At 45.5% G+C, this 14,467-nt stretch carries 17 protein-coding genes; 4 read left to right on the top strand and 13 right to left on the bottom strand.

Going from position 1 to position 14,467, the window contains the following annotated elements:
- Positions 1-26: 26 nt before the first annotated feature.
- The 8 genes from R7190_RS10605 to R7190_RS10570 all read right to left on the bottom strand — a co-directional run bounded on the left by R7190_RS10605 (position 27) and on the right by R7190_RS10570 (position 6,368).
- Positions 27-962: a glycosyl transferase family 90 gene (locus R7190_RS10605; protein WP_206946857.1), complete on the bottom strand. Its 936-nt coding sequence runs from the start codon at positions 960-962 to the stop codon at positions 27-29.
- The gene (gene coaD, locus R7190_RS10600) at positions 949-1,431 is read right to left on the bottom strand and encodes a pantetheine-phosphate adenylyltransferase (protein ID WP_017820709.1); all 483 of its coding nucleotides are present in this window, start codon (positions 1,429-1,431) and stop codon (positions 949-951) included. Before coaD ends, R7190_RS10605 begins: the two co-directional genes overlap by 14 nt.
- Before the next feature lie 86 nt (positions 1,432-1,517).
- On the bottom strand, positions 1,518-2,327 hold the full coding sequence (mutM, locus tag R7190_RS10595) for a bifunctional DNA-formamidopyrimidine glycosylase/DNA-(apurinic or apyrimidinic site) lyase (RefSeq protein ID WP_182015995.1): 810 nt from the start codon (positions 2,325-2,327) through the stop codon (positions 1,518-1,520).
- 102 nt (positions 2,328-2,429) lie between these two features.
- Positions 2,430-2,906, bottom strand: a complete 477-nt coding sequence (locus R7190_RS10590; RefSeq protein ID WP_031777180.1) for a hypothetical protein — start codon at positions 2,904-2,906, stop codon at positions 2,430-2,432.
- Positions 2,907-3,182: 276 nt separating this feature from the next.
- Positions 3,183-3,353: a 50S ribosomal protein L33 gene (gene rpmG, locus R7190_RS10585; protein WP_004410866.1), complete on the bottom strand. Its 171-nt coding sequence runs from the start codon at positions 3,351-3,353 to the stop codon at positions 3,183-3,185.
- Positions 3,354-3,366: 13 nt separating this feature from the next.
- The gene (gene rpmB / locus R7190_RS10580) at positions 3,367-3,603 is read right to left on the bottom strand and encodes a 50S ribosomal protein L28 (protein ID WP_005384783.1); all 237 of its coding nucleotides are present in this window, start codon (positions 3,601-3,603) and stop codon (positions 3,367-3,369) included.
- Positions 3,604-3,905: 302 nt separating this feature from the next.
- Positions 3,906-4,580 (bottom strand): RadC family protein, encoded by a 675-nt coding sequence (radC, locus tag R7190_RS10575; RefSeq protein ID WP_017820707.1) that lies wholly within the window; start codon positions 4,578-4,580, stop codon positions 3,906-3,908.
- A 114-nt stretch (positions 4,581-4,694) separates the two neighbouring features.
- Entirely contained in the window at positions 4,695-6,368 is a 1,674-nt protein-coding gene (locus R7190_RS10570) for a methyl-accepting chemotaxis protein (protein ID WP_182015996.1), read from the bottom strand.
- A 193-nt stretch (positions 6,369-6,561) separates the two neighbouring features.
- Between R7190_RS10570 and coaBC the strand changes: the two genes are divergently transcribed.
- From coaBC to R7190_RS10555, 3 genes are all read left to right on the top strand, one after another.
- Positions 6,562-7,761: a bifunctional phosphopantothenoylcysteine decarboxylase/phosphopantothenate--cysteine ligase CoaBC gene (gene coaBC / locus R7190_RS10565; RefSeq protein ID WP_054574188.1), complete on the top strand. Its 1,200-nt coding sequence runs from the start codon at positions 6,562-6,564 to the stop codon at positions 7,759-7,761.
- A gap of 171 nt (positions 7,762-7,932) precedes the next feature.
- Positions 7,933-8,523 (top strand): nucleoid occlusion factor SlmA, encoded by a 591-nt coding sequence (slmA, locus tag R7190_RS10560; protein WP_005379386.1) that lies wholly within the window; start codon positions 7,933-7,935, stop codon positions 8,521-8,523.
- Positions 8,524-8,529: 6 nt separating this feature from the next.
- Positions 8,530-9,480: a Kdo(2)-lipid IV(A) acyltransferase gene (locus tag R7190_RS10555; RefSeq protein WP_025768317.1), complete on the top strand. Its 951-nt coding sequence runs from the start codon at positions 8,530-8,532 to the stop codon at positions 9,478-9,480.
- A gap of 84 nt (positions 9,481-9,564) precedes the next feature.
- Here the strand turns inward: R7190_RS10555 and pyrE are convergent, their stop codons facing one another.
- Both pyrE and rph read right to left on the bottom strand, forming a co-directional pair.
- Positions 9,565-10,206, bottom strand: coding sequence for an orotate phosphoribosyltransferase (pyrE, locus tag R7190_RS10550; RefSeq protein WP_104979943.1), 642 nt, complete (start codon positions 10,204-10,206; stop codon positions 9,565-9,567).
- A gap of 104 nt (positions 10,207-10,310) precedes the next feature.
- Positions 10,311-11,027, bottom strand: a complete 717-nt coding sequence (gene rph, locus R7190_RS10545; RefSeq protein ID WP_031780917.1) for a ribonuclease PH — start codon at positions 11,025-11,027, stop codon at positions 10,311-10,313.
- Positions 11,028-11,211: 184 nt separating this feature from the next.
- On the opposite strand from rph, the gene R7190_RS10540 reads away from it, so the two are divergent.
- Positions 11,212-12,078, top strand: a complete 867-nt coding sequence (locus tag R7190_RS10540) for a YicC/YloC family endoribonuclease (protein WP_005379378.1) — start codon at positions 11,212-11,214, stop codon at positions 12,076-12,078.
- A gap of 55 nt (positions 12,079-12,133) precedes the next feature.
- On the opposite strand, the gene R7190_RS10535 is transcribed toward R7190_RS10540, so the two are convergent.
- The 3 genes from R7190_RS10535 to R7190_RS10525 all read right to left on the bottom strand — a co-directional run bounded on the left by R7190_RS10535 (position 12,134) and on the right by R7190_RS10525 (position 14,460).
- On the bottom strand, positions 12,134-12,559 hold the full coding sequence (locus tag R7190_RS10535; protein ID WP_025768316.1) for a phosphate-starvation-inducible protein PsiE: 426 nt from the start codon (positions 12,557-12,559) through the stop codon (positions 12,134-12,136).
- Between the two features lie 168 nt (positions 12,560-12,727).
- Positions 12,728-13,567 carry an ABC transporter ATP-binding protein gene (locus tag R7190_RS10530; protein ID WP_005379372.1) on the bottom strand — a complete coding sequence of 280 codons (840 nt, stop codon included), beginning with the start codon at positions 13,565-13,567 and terminating at the stop codon, positions 12,728-12,730.
- 35 nt (positions 13,568-13,602) lie between these two features.
- On the bottom strand, positions 13,603-14,460 hold the full coding sequence (locus R7190_RS10525) for an ABC transporter ATP-binding protein (RefSeq protein WP_080960121.1): 858 nt from the start codon (positions 14,458-14,460) through the stop codon (positions 13,603-13,605).
- Between the last annotated feature and the right edge of the window lie 7 nt (positions 14,461-14,467).

Below are 14,467 nucleotides of genomic sequence, written 5' to 3'. Positions count from 1 at the left end.
ATAAAAAGGGGCGTTTCGCCCCTTTTTTATTGTTGCTGAGATAAAGCGAAGTACTTATCGGCAACCATCAATGAGATCAAACGCTCTTTACGTTTATCTATGAACTGCTCAACCCACTGGTGCGCATTTTCAATGATCGCTAATGCTTCTTGCTCATTCGCTAGATAATAGTCCATCTTTTCGGGCAAATCCGAATAGTCATCCTTCACTTCAACATAGTGGACACCAGCCTCTAACTTACCTTCCATAAACCAAGTCTCATATTTTGGCTTTGACATAATAACCAAGGAGTTAGACGACATAGCCCACTTAAGGTTGGTGGCCACATCATTGCCTTCTATACACAACAAGAACTTGTATTGAAGTTGCTCCTCAATGCTCATAAAGCCTTTTTCCCAAGGCAGCCCTTCTACCGGGCGGGTCTGGCCAATGTTGCATTGCGGATGGTTGTAAAACGCATGAATCACCTTTTTACGATGCGGCTGAAAACCCACACCACGCCAAGCGACCATGTCCTTTTTATCTTGATAGCGAACAGGATCATCAACAAATTTAAAATGACGAACTTGGTTGAGTTTCAATACCACTGAATTTTGGTTGTTACCAAAAATAGGGCGGCTTTTTATAAAGCTCGGTACATTGGGAATGTGTGTAACATCACCGTTGATGTAGTTAAACGCAAAACTGGAAGGGAAACAGCGTACAACTTGGCGAAGATCGAAAAAATACGTCCAACCTTTCGTTTTTTTGAATGTATCGACAGTCGCGTAACTTTGTTCTCGGCTATCGACTGAAAACGGCGTTTCACACTTGTTGTAATAGTTCACCCGCTCAAGGCAGAGTTGCTTCTCGGCTTCAGTTAGATTCGAAAGTAAACGCTTTGCTTGTGCTCGATATACAAAACGAGGGATAAGTATCGAGAGAGCGTTTGAGAAATAATAAGGGAACTTACTGTCTTTCATTGAGTTTTTCCCCAATCGCGATGGCTACTGGCTTGGGAACGAATTGTTCGATACTTCCGCCATGAATCGCTACTTCTCTCACGATAGTCGACGATAAAAACGCAAACTCTTCTTCAGGAGTTAAAAATACGCTCTCGATTCCTGGTAATAGCTTTCGGTACATGTTGGTCAGTCCAAACTCGTATTCAAAGTCTACCGTTGTTCGTAAACCACGAATAAGAACCTTAGCTTTCTCATTTCTCGCGAAATCCACTAATAACCCGGAGAACCCCTTTACCGTCACACCAGGTAAATGCGCTACAACGTCCTGCATCAGTGCAACGCGCTCTTCCAATGAAAACATAGTGTTCTTCGATGGGCTTGCGGCTACGCCAATCACAACCTCATCAAACATTTCGTGAGTACGTTCAATTAGATTGAGGTGACCATTAGTCACTGGATCAAAAGTGCCCGGATAAATGACTTTCATATAATTTACTAAGTTATTCGAAACTGATTGAATTATTGAGGCTCGAACGCAAGATTACAACAACTTAAGCTCGATAATAGCTCGACTTACTTCTGACACTCACTACAAAAGAAGGTATTACGTTGGCCAATCTTTAGCTCTTGAAGTCGTTCGCCGCACTCTGGGCATGGCTCTCCTGCTTTTCCGTAAACCAATAACTCTTGTGCAAAGTAACCCGGTTTTCCATCGGCTTGCGCAAAATCTTTCAGAGTAGTCCCACCTTGCGTAATGGCAATCTCAAGTGTCATTTTGATATTTTCAACAAGTAACCTCCACTCTTGAGAAGTCAACTTACCTGCGGGCCTTGAAGGGTGAATTCGAGATTTAAACAACGACTCATTCGCGTAGATGTTCCCAACACCAACCACGACTTTGTTGTCCATGATGAACTGCTTGACGGCGACACGCTTATTTTTAGCTTTCTCCGCTACATATTCCGCATTGAACTCTTCAGTTAGAGGCTCAGGCCCCATGTTTGCTAGCACAGCATGTGACTCGCCAGGAGCACACCACAGCCATGCCCCAAAACGACGCGGATCGTTATAACGCAGTATTTTTCCACTGCTTAGTTTGAGATCCACATGATCGTGCTTTGCTGGCGGAAAGTCAGCATCTAGGACACGTAAAGACCCAGACATGCCCAAGTGAACAATGGCTGTACCTGTGTTTGTCTCGATCAGTAAGTATTTCGCACGACGGCTAATCGCACGGATCACCTGCCCTTCCAATTTTTTAAGCTCTGTAGGAATATCCCAGCGCAATTTAGGCGTTCGAAAAGTAAACGACTGGATCGTTTGTCCAACCATGTGGGGGCTAATCCCCATACGGCTGACTTCAACTTCTGGCAACTCAGGCATTAGATTCTCCAATTCACCGGCTAATAGTTCTCGCTGCTAGCATAATCGAAAAGAAAAACGATAAATAGGGAAGCTTATTAGGGGTATAGGCGCAAAAAGGCTCTACTCTGGCATAAGGTAGTTTTCATCGACGGAGATAGCGACCCATTTGTCTTGCCAGGTTTTAAATAGCCAAAAATCAGGTAAACGAAAGAAAGTCACCCGCTGCGGCTCTTCGAGATCCTGATACCAAACTTCTACCGTTTCAGGTACCGTCAGGTTAGGTTTTAAATGATCGTACTGTTCTGAGGTGAGCTCGGTCCCTTCCAATGATTGCCAGCGTGATACAAGTTCACTGATCGGTGCATCAACTTTGATGTTGGATTGCCATCGTCCATCATGCAGTTCAAACTCCCAGCCACTATAGTACAAAGACTCCACCGTATAGTCGGAGCGAAGTACATTTGGGTAAGGGTCTGCTTGGTCTGTTAATAGGTAAGTTTTGATCCACATCGGCGCATTTAAGATCACTATAAACGCGATAATGCCCAGAATAAGAATATTGTTCCATCGGCGGCGACGAGCCGGACTCACACGCATAACCATCTCTACTCTCTTATCGTTATGAGTAAACTACCAAAGAGTATTGAGCTTGACTAGAACAACGGTGTGCAAGTGTGTAGGGAAGTGGTAACGAAGCGGCAGAGAGCGATCAATCAAAAATTCGAGTATAGAGTCGGACCAGTAAAATAACTTCAGCAGTACTTTATAATCCGATGACGTACTGAACACTTTATCTTCAGCACTTTTATTCAGGTAATAAAAAACCCAACTCGAAAGTTGGGTTTTTCAATTCATCAAAGAGACTGAAACCAATTATTTGATTTTTGCTTCTTTGTACATAACGTGCTGGCGAACTACTGGATCAAACTTTTTGATCTCAAATTTGCCTGGCATGTTACGCTTGTTCTTATCAGTTGTGTAGAAGTGGCCTGTACCTGCAGAAGATACTAGACGGATTTTCTCACGAACGCCTTTCTTTGCCATTGCTTATTTCCTCTTAAACGTTTTCGCCACGTGCACGCATGTCTGCAAGAACAGTATCAATACCTTTCTTGTCGATGATGCGCATACCTTTAGCAGATAGACGTAGTTTAACAAAACGTTTTTCGCTCTCTACCCAGAAACGATGAGTTTGTAGGTTCGGCAGAAAACGACGCTTAGTAGCATTTCGTGCGTGTGAACGGTTGTTACCCGTTACTGGACGCTTACCAGTTACTTGGCATACTCGTGACATGAATGTCTTCTCCAAAATCGTTTCAGCTCGATATCAACCTTGGTGGCCGAACCTCTCTATCTCTCGAAAAGAAGTTAGAGGTTAAGAACCGCTATGGAAAATCCATACAAGGCTATCAAAGGTCGCGCATTATACTAACTTGATATGCATTGCTCAAGACCCGAACAGATCCTTTTTACAGGTTTTCGTGATCTTTTTTTAGACAGCAGATTTTTTTAGCAGTCCAAGCTGAATTCAGTTAAAAATTTAGTGGCGTGGATGATAGCAGATTTTTAGCAACTAACAACCTAAAAAACGCACAGTTATATCCAGCCTCTTTCAGCAAAAGAGACACTTTCCCCATCTCCGATGACGAAATGGTCCAAAATACGAATATCCACCAATGCTAATGCGTCGATGAGACGCCTTGTAATCCTTCTGTCAGCTTGGCTCGGCTCAGCGACGCCTGAAGGATGATTGTGCGCCAAAATCAAAGCCGCCGCGTTATGATGCAGAGCACGCTTGACGACTTCTCTCGGATACACCGACGCTGCATCCAACGTTCCTTCAAATAAAATTTCATCTTTTATCACTCGGTGCTGGTTATCGAGAAAAAGAATATAAAAAGCCTCTCTTTGCCGATCCCTTAAAATAGAAGACAGATATAACTTAGTTTGGTCGGGACTGGTTAAGGCATCACCACGCTTTAGCGTCTCCGCCAAGTAACGTTGTGTCATTTCTAGTACCGCTTGCAATTGAACATACTTGGCTTGCCCCAATCCTTTGTGACGACAAAACTCTTCTTCTGATGCTGAAAATAGTTGTCTTAGCGAACCAAAGTCTTGAATAAGGAAATCTGCAAGCTCAATCACGTTCATTCCGCGGGTGCCTGTGCGCAAGAAGATGGCCAGTAGCTCAGCATCGGTCAAAGCTTGCGGCCCTCGTTGCAGTAGCTTCTCTCTGGGCATGGACTCATTTGGCAAAGCTTTCAGTATCATCTGATGTCTCTTTATATGGAAAGTGTCCCTATTCCACAAAACAAAAAGCGAAAGTCGAGTATGACTTTCGCTTTCTTCGTACCATCAGTGCTTTCCATGCAACTTAACAGTTCATCAGAGTTTAAAGTTGCCAACCAAGCCGTGAATTTCCGTTCCAGACTGTGATAGCTGCGTGCTGATTGACTCGGCATGCTGCAACGTCTCATTAATTTTGTTCACGATCTGTTGAATAGCCACTAAGTTTTGGTTGATGTCTTCTGCAACCGCACTTTGTTCTTCGGCGGCAGACGCGGTTTGAATCCCCATATCTCGAATCGTACCGATAGAATTATGAACACCAGAAAGAGATTGCTGAATGAGCGCCGATTCTTCCGCCGTTTTGACACCTCTTTTTTGGCTCACCGACATCGTACTGACCGCTCTTGATACACCATTTTGTAGCTGCTTAAGCATGTCACCAATTTCATGAGTACTATTTTGTGTACGACTGGCTAACGAGCGCACTTCATCCGCAACGACGGCAAACCCTCGACCTTGCTCACCGGCTCTAGCCGCTTCAATCGCCGCATTTAGGGCCAACAAATTCGTTTGCTCGGCTATCTCGCCAATCACATCCAGCACTTTGGTTATTTTTTCAGTCTGTAAACTCAACTCAGAAATTGCATCTGACGTGCTGTCTATCTCCGTCACGAGTTCGGTAATGCCTTCTATTGCTTGCTCGACCTCATGCTGAGCAGCGGTGACTTGACTGTTGGCATCGTCAATTGCCTGCGCGGTCGCATTAGTATTGCTGGCTACTTCTTTGGCAGTCATGCTCATTTGCGTCACTGCCGTCACGACTTTGTCCGTCTCTAAACAGTGATCCTGCATTTGACCGCTCGCTTGGCTGGTCTGAGTGTTCAGGCTTTGGGAAACGGTCTGTACTGTCGTCGCAGAGCGATGAATGTCCTGCATCAGTGGGTGCAGCTTATCCATAAAATCATTAAACGCGGCCGCCACTTCACCGACTTCATCCTGACTTTCGACTTTTAAACGAGCCGTTAAGTCACCGCCGCCTGCGGCAACATCTTTTAATGAAGCCGCGACATGTTGTAATGGCTGAATACCTTTAGACACCACGATACTGGTGAGAACACTGGTAATGATCAATCCAATAGCGGAAATCAACACGGCAGATAACGTATGCTCTTTTAGCTCTTGAGTCTTTAACTCTCTGTGCATCGCAACTTGCTGGTCGATGTCATCAATATAAACGCCAGTACCTAAAACCCAGTCCCATTTCGATAGATATTCTGCATAGCCCAACTTAGGCGCTTGTGCGTCAATGGTCGGTTTGTGCCACGAGAAATAGAGGAACCCATCCCCTTTTTGAGAAGCGTCAATCAAGCCCGCAATAACTGCGACCCCATTTTCATCTTTTAAGTCGTAAAGGTTTTTACCCTCTAATGCAGGTTTGATGGCGTGCAACGTATTCACACCTTGAGAGTCGTAGGCAAAAAAGTAACCATCGCTTTCAAAGCGCATGGCTTTCAGAATTTCTTTTGCTGCCTCTTTATTACTTCCATTTACATCCGCGTCGTATAACGGTCTTATCGCCGTCACGCCCATCATCATATAGGCTTGTAACTCTTTCTTTTTCGTTTCGATGAGCTCTTGCCTGTCTCTTGCTAACTCCGCTTCCAAACTTTTACTGCTGTTGATGTAATACACCACTGAGATCAACGTAGTGATCAACAGCAGCGGAATTAGGGTTATCAGCAGCAATTTGTTTCGACTTTTCAACACCATGGTTTCCACTACCTCTTTTTCTTTTCAGACTTGCAAACTCCGCGCAACTTGTCTGTGAGGTAGGCGAGAATTTTCCCTTCCTCGGTCAGATTAATACTCTGGAGTTTGATGTGAATTATCTTCTCGTTATATATGCTCGGGCGGTCAGACTTTGAATTGTGTTAAAATCCGGTCATCAAATTGGAGATCTCACATGCAAACACTAGCAGGAAAGAAAATTCTACTCGGCATCAGTGGCGGTATTGCCGCGTATAAATGTGCGGAGCTAACCCGTCGCCTCATAGAGAGAGGAGCGCAAGTTCAAGTTGTAATGACGAAAGCCGCAAAAGAGTTCATTACCCCTTTAACCATGCAAGCCGTTTCGGGCCGTCCTGTCTCGGACAGTTTACTAGACCCAGCAGCGGAAGCCTCTATGGGCCATATTGAATTGGCCAAATGGGCAGATTTAGTGCTATTAGCGCCCGCGACCGCGGACTTAATCGCGCGCATGTCCGCAGGCATGGGGAACGATTTACTTACTACGCTCGTGCTCGCGACGGATTCCCCTGTTGCTGTTTCTCCGGCGATGAATCAACAGATGTATCGCAATATCGCAACCCAAGAGAACATCGCTACGTTAGCGCGTCGTGGTATGCACATCTGGGGCCCTGCGGCAGGAGAGCAAGCCTGTGGTGATGTAGGACCAGGTCGAATGCTGGAACCAATGCAGCTAGTAGAGCTATGTGAACAGTTCTTTCAACCAAAATTGCTAGAAGGTAGGTCGATACTCATTACCGCCGGACCAACTCGCGAAGCGATTGATCCAGTGCGTTACATTACGAACCATAGCTCCGGGAAAATGGGCTATGCATTGGCGAGCGCCGCAGCGCAGATGGGAGCAAAAGTCACCCTCGTGAGCGGTCCTGTCAGTTTAAATACGCCCGTAGGTGTTGAGCGCATAAATGTTTCCAGTGCACAAGAGATGCACGAAGCCGTTATGACACATGCAAACCAGCATGATGCCTTTATTAGCTGCGCTGCCGTTGCCGACTACCGCCCACAAACGATCGCGTCTCAAAAGTTGAAAAAGACAGAAGACAACGACGAAATGGTCATTAATATGGTTAAAAATCCTGATATTGTTGCATCTGTGGCAGCAATGACGGAGAAGCGTCCGTTTACCGTCGGTTTTGCGGCTGAAACCAATGATGTAGAGACCTATGCTCGAGGCAAGTTAACAAAGAAAAACCTCGATATGATCTGTGCAAACGACGTTTCGGTTGCAGGGCAAGGATTTAACAGCAACGACAACGCAATTACCCTTTACTGGCCTGAAGGTGAACTTGCGCTCGCTTTGGAATCAAAAGAAGCATTGAGCTTTAAAATTCTCGAAAAAATGCATCAATTGATGTAACTAACGTTTGAAAACCCTGCCAATTTTTTACAAAAGCTGGCATAAATTTGGTACAAAAATGACAACTAAGGGTGTTAAATCTCCCATTCCACCCTTAGTGGTCTAGTTTGAGGCGAAATAGCGTCTTATAATCCCCTCCGCTCAACTTTGTATTTTGAAAGGAAGTAACTAATGGCCGGCAGTAAAAAATCCAACCGTCGTGAAGAAATCTTACAAGCATTGGCAGAAATGCTTGAATCAACAGATGGCGCTTCACGCATTACTACGGCAAAACTGGCCAAGCAAGTCGGCGTTTCAGAAGCCGCGCTGTATCGTCATTTCCCAAGTAAAGCGCGCATGTTCGAAGGGTTGATTGAGTTCATTGAAGAAGCCTTGATGACACGTATCAACCGTATTCTAGACGACGAAAAAGATACACTAGAGCGTATTCGTATGGTGATGCACCTTATTTTGGCGTTCTCTGAACGTAACCCAGGTCTGACACGCATTTTGTCGGGTCATGCTCTAATGTTTGAAAATGAACGTCTACGTGAACGCATCAATCAACTCTTTGAGCGTATAGAAACACAATTGCGCCAAATCCTGCGTGAACGTAAGATTCGTGAAGGGAAGTCTTTCCCTGTCGAAGAGCGCATCCTAGCCGCGCAAATTCTGGGACAAGTTGAGGGGAGCCTAAACCGCTTTGTGCGTAGCGACTTTAAATACCAGCCGACTGCAAACTTTGACGAGTACTGGGCGCTTTTGAGTGCACAAATAAAGTAAAAGACTATGAGTAAAGACAAATACACGCAGCCCGAGTTTTCTCTTTCACTTCTTCACCCTCGTAACTGGGGCGTATGGCTTGGTTTTGGTCTGTTGGCCATCCTCGTCAATATTCTTCCTTATCGGCTGCTGCTTTCATTAGGTCGTTCACTCGGCAAACTTGGCATGCGCTACGGTAAAAAGCGTGTCCACGTTGCTCAGCGTAACTTAGAATTGGCCTTTCCAGACAAAACACCTGAAGAGATTCAACATATTGTTGAAGAGAACTTCAAAAATACCGGTATGGCACTGATAGAAACCGGAATCACTTGGTTCTGGCCGACTTGGCGCTTTAAAAACCTGATCGTCGAGAAAGATCTCGGCGCACTGCGTGAAAAAGCCAAAGAAGGTAAAGGCGTCCTACTTTGTTGTGTCCATGCTCTTAATCTAGAGATCACTGCGCGTGCTTTCGCCGTGTTAGGCGTGGCCGGGTACGGTGCGTTTCGTCCGCATAATAATCCTGCTTATAACTTTATCCAGTATTGGGGACGGACACATAACGGCAATAAACTGATTGATCGTAAAGATGTAAAAAAGATGATTCGTGTTTTACGCAGCGGTGAGCGTCTGTTCTATTTACCGGATCACGATTACGGTCGCAAAAAATCAGTATTTGTGCCCTTCTTTGCCGTAGACGATGCGTGTACGACAACAGGCACGAGCATTCTGGCGTATACCTCAAAATGTGCGATCATCCCAGGCTCAGGATTTCGCAATGACGAAGGAAAATACGACATCATCGCCGATAACTGCATTGAAGCCGATTATCCACAAAAAGACGAAGTCGCCGCTGCCGCTTATATGAACAAGTATGTGGAAAAAGTCATTCTACGCGCTCCAGAGCAATGGATGTGGCTCCATAAACGCTATAAAACCATGCAAGATGAGCATGTCGAGAAAGGCATTCGCTATAAGTAAGTGGTCAAGGCGATGAATCCAAAAACAAAAAAGGGCAGATGAATATCCATCTGCCCTTTTTACTTTTTCAGAAAAAGTAACCAATTAAATGCCGTATTCTGCGCGGTACGCTTTGACTGCTTCTAGATGCTCTTTGTCTGTGCCTTTCTCTTCAAGGAAAGTCACAAGGTCAGTCAGGCTAATGATTGAGATGATTGCACAACCAAAGTCACGCTCCACTTCTTGAATCGCAGACAACTCACCTTTGCCTTTTTCTTGGCGGTCAATCGCAACCAACACACCAGCAAGGTCTGCGCCATTTGCTTGAATGATTTCCATCGATTCACGAATCGCAGTACCTGCTGTGATTACGTCATCTACTAGCATGATACGACCTTCAAGCGCAGAGCCTACAAGGTTACCGCCTTCGCCGTGATCTTTCGCTTCTTTACGGTTGAAGCAGTAAGGCGTGTCGATATCGTGGTGATCCGCCAGCGCGACTGCTGTTGTCGTCGCGATTGGGATACCTTTGTACGCCGGGCCAAACAGCACATCAAACTCAATGCCAGAATCAGCAAGCGCTGCTGCGTAAAAACGACCAAGACGCGCTAGGTCACGACCAGTATTGAAAAGACCAGCGTTAAAGAAGTACGGGCTTTTACGGCCAGATTTCAAAGTAAACTCACCAAACTTAAGAACTTCTTTCTCAAGTGCAAACTCAATAAATTCACGCTGGTATGCTTTCATTATTTTCTCTCTATGTCCTTGGTTTCTTGTGTCTCTTCTCGACAATCATTCATTTCTCTATTGTCGAGATAAAAAAATAGCCCCCATAATGGGAGCTATCTAAATCAATTGGCTAACGCCGCCTTCTGCGCTGCGACAATTTCCGTAATGCCGACTTTCGCCGACTCGAGCAATGCCATCAGCTGTTCGTGACTGAACGGTTCACCTTCTGCGGTGCCCTGAATTTCAATCATCTTGCCTTCTTCGGTCATTACTACGTTCATGTCTGTGTCTGCCGCTGAATCTTCAACGTATTCAAGATCACACAATACTTCGTCGCCTAGTAAGCCGACAGAAACTGCCGCTACGTGGCCTTTCATTGGGTTTGCTTTTAGCTTGCCGCTATCTACTAGGTGTTGGAACGCATCGGCCATTGCAACACTTGCGCCGCTGATAGATGCAGTGCGAGTGCCGCCGTCTGCTTGGATAACGTCACAGTCAACGGTGATCATGAACTCACCCATGGCTTTTAGATCGACAACAGCACGTAGGCTTCGCGCGATAAGACGCTGAATTTCCATCGTACGGCCGCCTTGTTTGCCACTTGCCGCCTCACGACGAGTACGAGAATGTGTTGCTCGAGGTAGCATGCCGTATTCAGCTGTAACCCAGCCTTTACCTTGACCTTTTAGCCAACGTGGCACAGATTCTTCGACGGTCGCATTACACAACACTTTGGTGTTACCGAACTCAACTAGCACTGACCCTTCAGCGTAAGCTGTGTAGTTACGAGTAATTTTGATAGGGCGAACTTGATCCGCCTTGCGATCGTTTGGACGCATGGGCATCTACCTTAAATATGAGGAGAAGACGATTTGGTTGGGCGAAGATTATAACGGAATCGATTCCGGATTCATAGGTTACGCCGCTGGCACAACATAAACAATCCATACATCCCGCGCACCTATCGACGCAGCATGATACACTCTTGAAGTAATTTTCAAAAAATGAAGACAGGAAAATTCGATGATTTACAGTATGACAGCGTATGCACGCAAAGAAGTAAAAGGCGATTGGGGCTCTGCGGTATGGGAAATCCGCAGCGTGAACCAGCGTTATTTAGAAACATACTTCCGCATGCCAGAACAATTTCGCGGGTTAGAGCCCGTTTTACGTGAGCGCTTTCGTAAGCGCTTAGCGCGAGGCAAAGTAGAATGTAATCTGCGTTTTGAAGCAAACCCTGCCGCAAAAGGTGAGCTTAGCATCAATGAAGCGCTTGCTAGCCAGGTAATTAAAGCCGCTGAACAAGTCATGCACATGACTGGTGAACTGAGCCGAATCAATCCATTTCAAGTCATGCAATGGCCGGGGGTAATGGAAACGCCAGAGCAAGACATGGATGCGGTAAATAAAGTGCTACTAGAAGCATTTGATGGCGCAATGGATGAATTTATTGAAGCGCGCGCTCGTGAAGGCGAGAACATGAAGGCGCTGATTGAGCAACGCCTAGAAGCGATCACATCAGAAGTTGTGAAAGTGCGCGCACGCATGCCAGAAATACTAGAGTGGCAACGTGAACGACTATTCTCGAAGTTCGAAGACGCTAAAGTGGAACTGGATCCATCTCGTATCGAGCAAGAGCTTATCCTTCTGGCACAGAAATCAGACGTAGCAGAAGAGCTAGACCGTCTTGATTCTCACGTAAAAGAAACCACAAACATTCTGAAAAAAGGTGGCGCAGTGGGTCGTCGTCTAGATTTCATGATGCAAGAGTTCAACCGTGAATCGAACACGCTAGCGTCGAAATCCATCAGCACCGACATCACCGCATCGGGCGTTGAACTGAAAGTTCTAATTGAACAGATGCGTGAGCAGATCCAAAACATTGAATGATCTAAAAGTCATCGAGTATTGAAACAAAAAAGCCCCGCTAATACGGGGCTTTCTTTTATTCGTCTTTTTCCAAGGTACTGTTATCAACGTAGGGCCAATAATGGTGTCCAATTCTGATCAGCAAAGTAGCCGCAGCCAAAATAAACGCAGCCAGAGATAACCACACAACCAAAACTGCATCCAGCTCTTTCATTCCGAGTGTGATGTAGCGGGCGATGGCCATCATCGCGATGTAGATAGGATAGCGTACCGGAATTTTACCGTTCATCACGAACTGCTGCACCATGGCGAGCACTTCCAGATAGATAAACATCAACAGAATATCCGTGAGTAAGACACGCTTCTCTACAAATACGTGCACAAACTCTTGCATCATGGCGTACAACGTCGCCAAGGTAATAGAGACTAATAACACCGCCTCCAAAATATGGAAGATTTTCAGGAAAGGTCGACTAAAGGATTTCGGTAAATTCGACGGCATGGTCCATTATCCAAACAAAGAAAATAGGCCTTGAGTTTAGCATGCAACGATCTTCAATCAATCAGAATAAACATCAGTGCAAATCGACTCCAAGTCCTGGCATTTGCTTATAAAAACGCTCCGCTTATTTGGCGGAGCGCTTTTGTGTTATAGGACCTGTGGCATCACTTACGCCACTTGCTGCTTTTTTTCAGCTACGCGCTTTTTCTTCCGATATTTAGGGTGAGTGATCGGAATCGCAGATAGGAGTTTTTTGGTGTATTCGTTTTGCGGGTTTGCATAAATTTCTTTAGCACTGCCTGCTTCTACCACTTTACCAAAATACATCACGGCAACTTTGTCAGAAACATGTTTCACCACCGAGAGATCGTGAGAGATAAATATGATCGCCAAATTCATTTCTTGTTGCAGTTGTAGCAATAGGTTCAAGATTTGCGCCTGTACCGACACATCTAACGCAGATACCGATTCATCACAAATCAGTAGTTTAGGCTTCAATGCAATCGCGCGAGCAATACCGATACGCTGCCGTTGTCCGCCTGAAAATTCATGTGGATAACGGTTTACTGCCGTTTCTGGTAATCCCACTTTGATTAAAAGCTCTTTTACCCATTGTTTACGCTCTGTTGGCGTGCCAATTTTATGAATAACAAACGGTTCTTCCAGAATCATACCGATGGTATGACGCTGATTGAGTGACTCCATTGGGTCTTGAAAGACGATTTGCATGTCTTTACGCAGCGAGCGCATCTCTTTAACAGACAATTTAGTGATGTCTTTACCTTCAAAGAAAATCTTACCTTCTGTTGGCTCGTATAACTTTAAGATCGTGCGACCAAGGGTGCTTTTACCACAACCTGACTCACCAACTAGCCCCAGTGTTTCACCTTCAGAAACAGACAGTGAAACCCCGTCTACCGCTTTGATGGTGTAGCCTTTCTTGAACAGCCCTTTACCAGAAACAAAGTGCTGCTTAAGATTTTCAATTCTTAATACTTCTTTTGCCATAACATCCTCTTTTATGACTGGTTCACTTTGCCCAGTTAACTGGCAAACATACTGGCATCAATAGGCTTGATATCGATCATCTGCTTCGGCTCATTATCTAAGCTCGGCATCAACCCCATCAAACGCTCTGTGTATGGGTGCTGCGGGTTATCAAACAACTCAAAAATTTCTGCTTTTTCGACAATACGTCCGCCATACATCACGGCAACATCATCACACACTTCTGCCACAACCCCGAGATCGTGAGTGATGAAGATCATCGCCATGCCCGTTTCTTCCTGAAGCTCGTTCATCAGTTCAAGGATAGACGCCTGAACCGTAACATCCAACGCTGTAGTCGGTTCATCACAAATCAGAATATCCGGCTTACAGGCCAATGCCATCGCGATCATGACACGCTGGCGCATACCACCAGATAGGTTATGGGGATACTCATTCAATCGCTTCTCTGGCATTGGAATTTTTACTTTTGCCAGCATCTCAATCGCGTACGCCTCCCGCTCCTTTTTGTCGAGCTCAGGTCGATGGAGCTCAAGCACTTCACATATTTGACGACCAATGGTGTGCACTGGGTTGAGCGCAGTCATCGGGTCTTGGAAGATGATCGAAATGCGATCGCCACGCATGGCGTACATCTCTTCCGCAGGCAAATCAACTAGGTTGGTGCCGCGATAATTCACTTCACCTTTAATGATGTTGCCATATGGCTTAGGTAATAGCCCCATGATCGACATTGAGGTTACGCTCTTACCACTACCTGACTCTCCCACCAGGCCGAGTGTACGTCCAGCTCGCACATCAAAGTTCACACCATGCAGAACCTTCACTGGCCCATCATCGGTGGTAAATTCAACTTCGAGATCTTTAACACTTAGGATTACATCGTTTTCCATAACCAAT

The sequence above is a fragment of the Vibrio sp. 1078-1 genome, assembly GCF_033340475.1.
This window is presented reverse-complemented; position numbering and strand designations above follow the sequence as displayed.

Coding starts and splice junctions, on each gene's coding strand:
- R7190_RS10605 (WP_206946857.1), bottom strand. CDS start 962: ATGAAAGACAGTAAGTTCCCTTATTATTTCTCAAACGCTCTCTCGATA.
- coaD (WP_017820709.1), bottom strand. CDS start 1,431: ATGAAAGTCATTTATCCGGGCACTTTTGATCCAGTGACTAATGGTCAC.
- mutM (WP_182015995.1), bottom strand. CDS start 2,327: ATGCCTGAGTTGCCAGAAGTTGAAGTCAGCCGTATGGGGATTAGCCCC.
- R7190_RS10590 (WP_031777180.1), bottom strand. CDS start 2,906: ATGCGTGTGAGTCCGGCTCGTCGCCGCCGATGGAACAATATTCTTATT.
- rpmG (WP_004410866.1), bottom strand. CDS start 3,353: ATGGCAAAGAAAGGCGTTCGTGAGAAAATCCGTCTAGTATCTTCTGCA.
- rpmB (WP_005384783.1), bottom strand. CDS start 3,603: ATGTCACGAGTATGCCAAGTAACTGGTAAGCGTCCAGTAACGGGTAAC.
- radC (WP_017820707.1), bottom strand. CDS start 4,580: ATGATACTGAAAGCTTTGCCAAATGAGTCCATGCCCAGAGAGAAGCTA.
- R7190_RS10570 (WP_182015996.1), bottom strand. CDS start 6,368: ATGGTGTTGAAAAGTCGAAACAAATTGCTGCTGATAACCCTAATTCCG.
- coaBC (WP_054574188.1), top strand. CDS start 6,562: ATGCAAACACTAGCAGGAAAGAAAATTCTACTCGGCATCAGTGGCGGT.
- slmA (WP_005379386.1), top strand. CDS start 7,933: ATGGCCGGCAGTAAAAAATCCAACCGTCGTGAAGAAATCTTACAAGCA.
- R7190_RS10555 (WP_025768317.1), top strand. CDS start 8,530: ATGAGTAAAGACAAATACACGCAGCCCGAGTTTTCTCTTTCACTTCTT.
- pyrE (WP_104979943.1), bottom strand. CDS start 10,206: ATGAAAGCATACCAGCGTGAATTTATTGAGTTTGCACTTGAGAAAGAA.
- rph (WP_031780917.1), bottom strand. CDS start 11,027: ATGCGTCCAAACGATCGCAAGGCGGATCAAGTTCGCCCTATCAAAATT.
- R7190_RS10540 (WP_005379378.1), top strand. CDS start 11,212: ATGATTTACAGTATGACAGCGTATGCACGCAAAGAAGTAAAAGGCGAT.
- R7190_RS10535 (WP_025768316.1), bottom strand. CDS start 12,559: ATGCCGTCGAATTTACCGAAATCCTTTAGTCGACCTTTCCTGAAAATC.
- R7190_RS10530 (WP_005379372.1), bottom strand. CDS start 13,567: ATGGCAAAAGAAGTATTAAGAATTGAAAATCTTAAGCAGCACTTTGTT.
- R7190_RS10525 (WP_080960121.1), bottom strand. CDS start 14,460: ATGGAAAACGATGTAATCCTAAGTGTTAAAGATCTCGAAGTTGAATTT.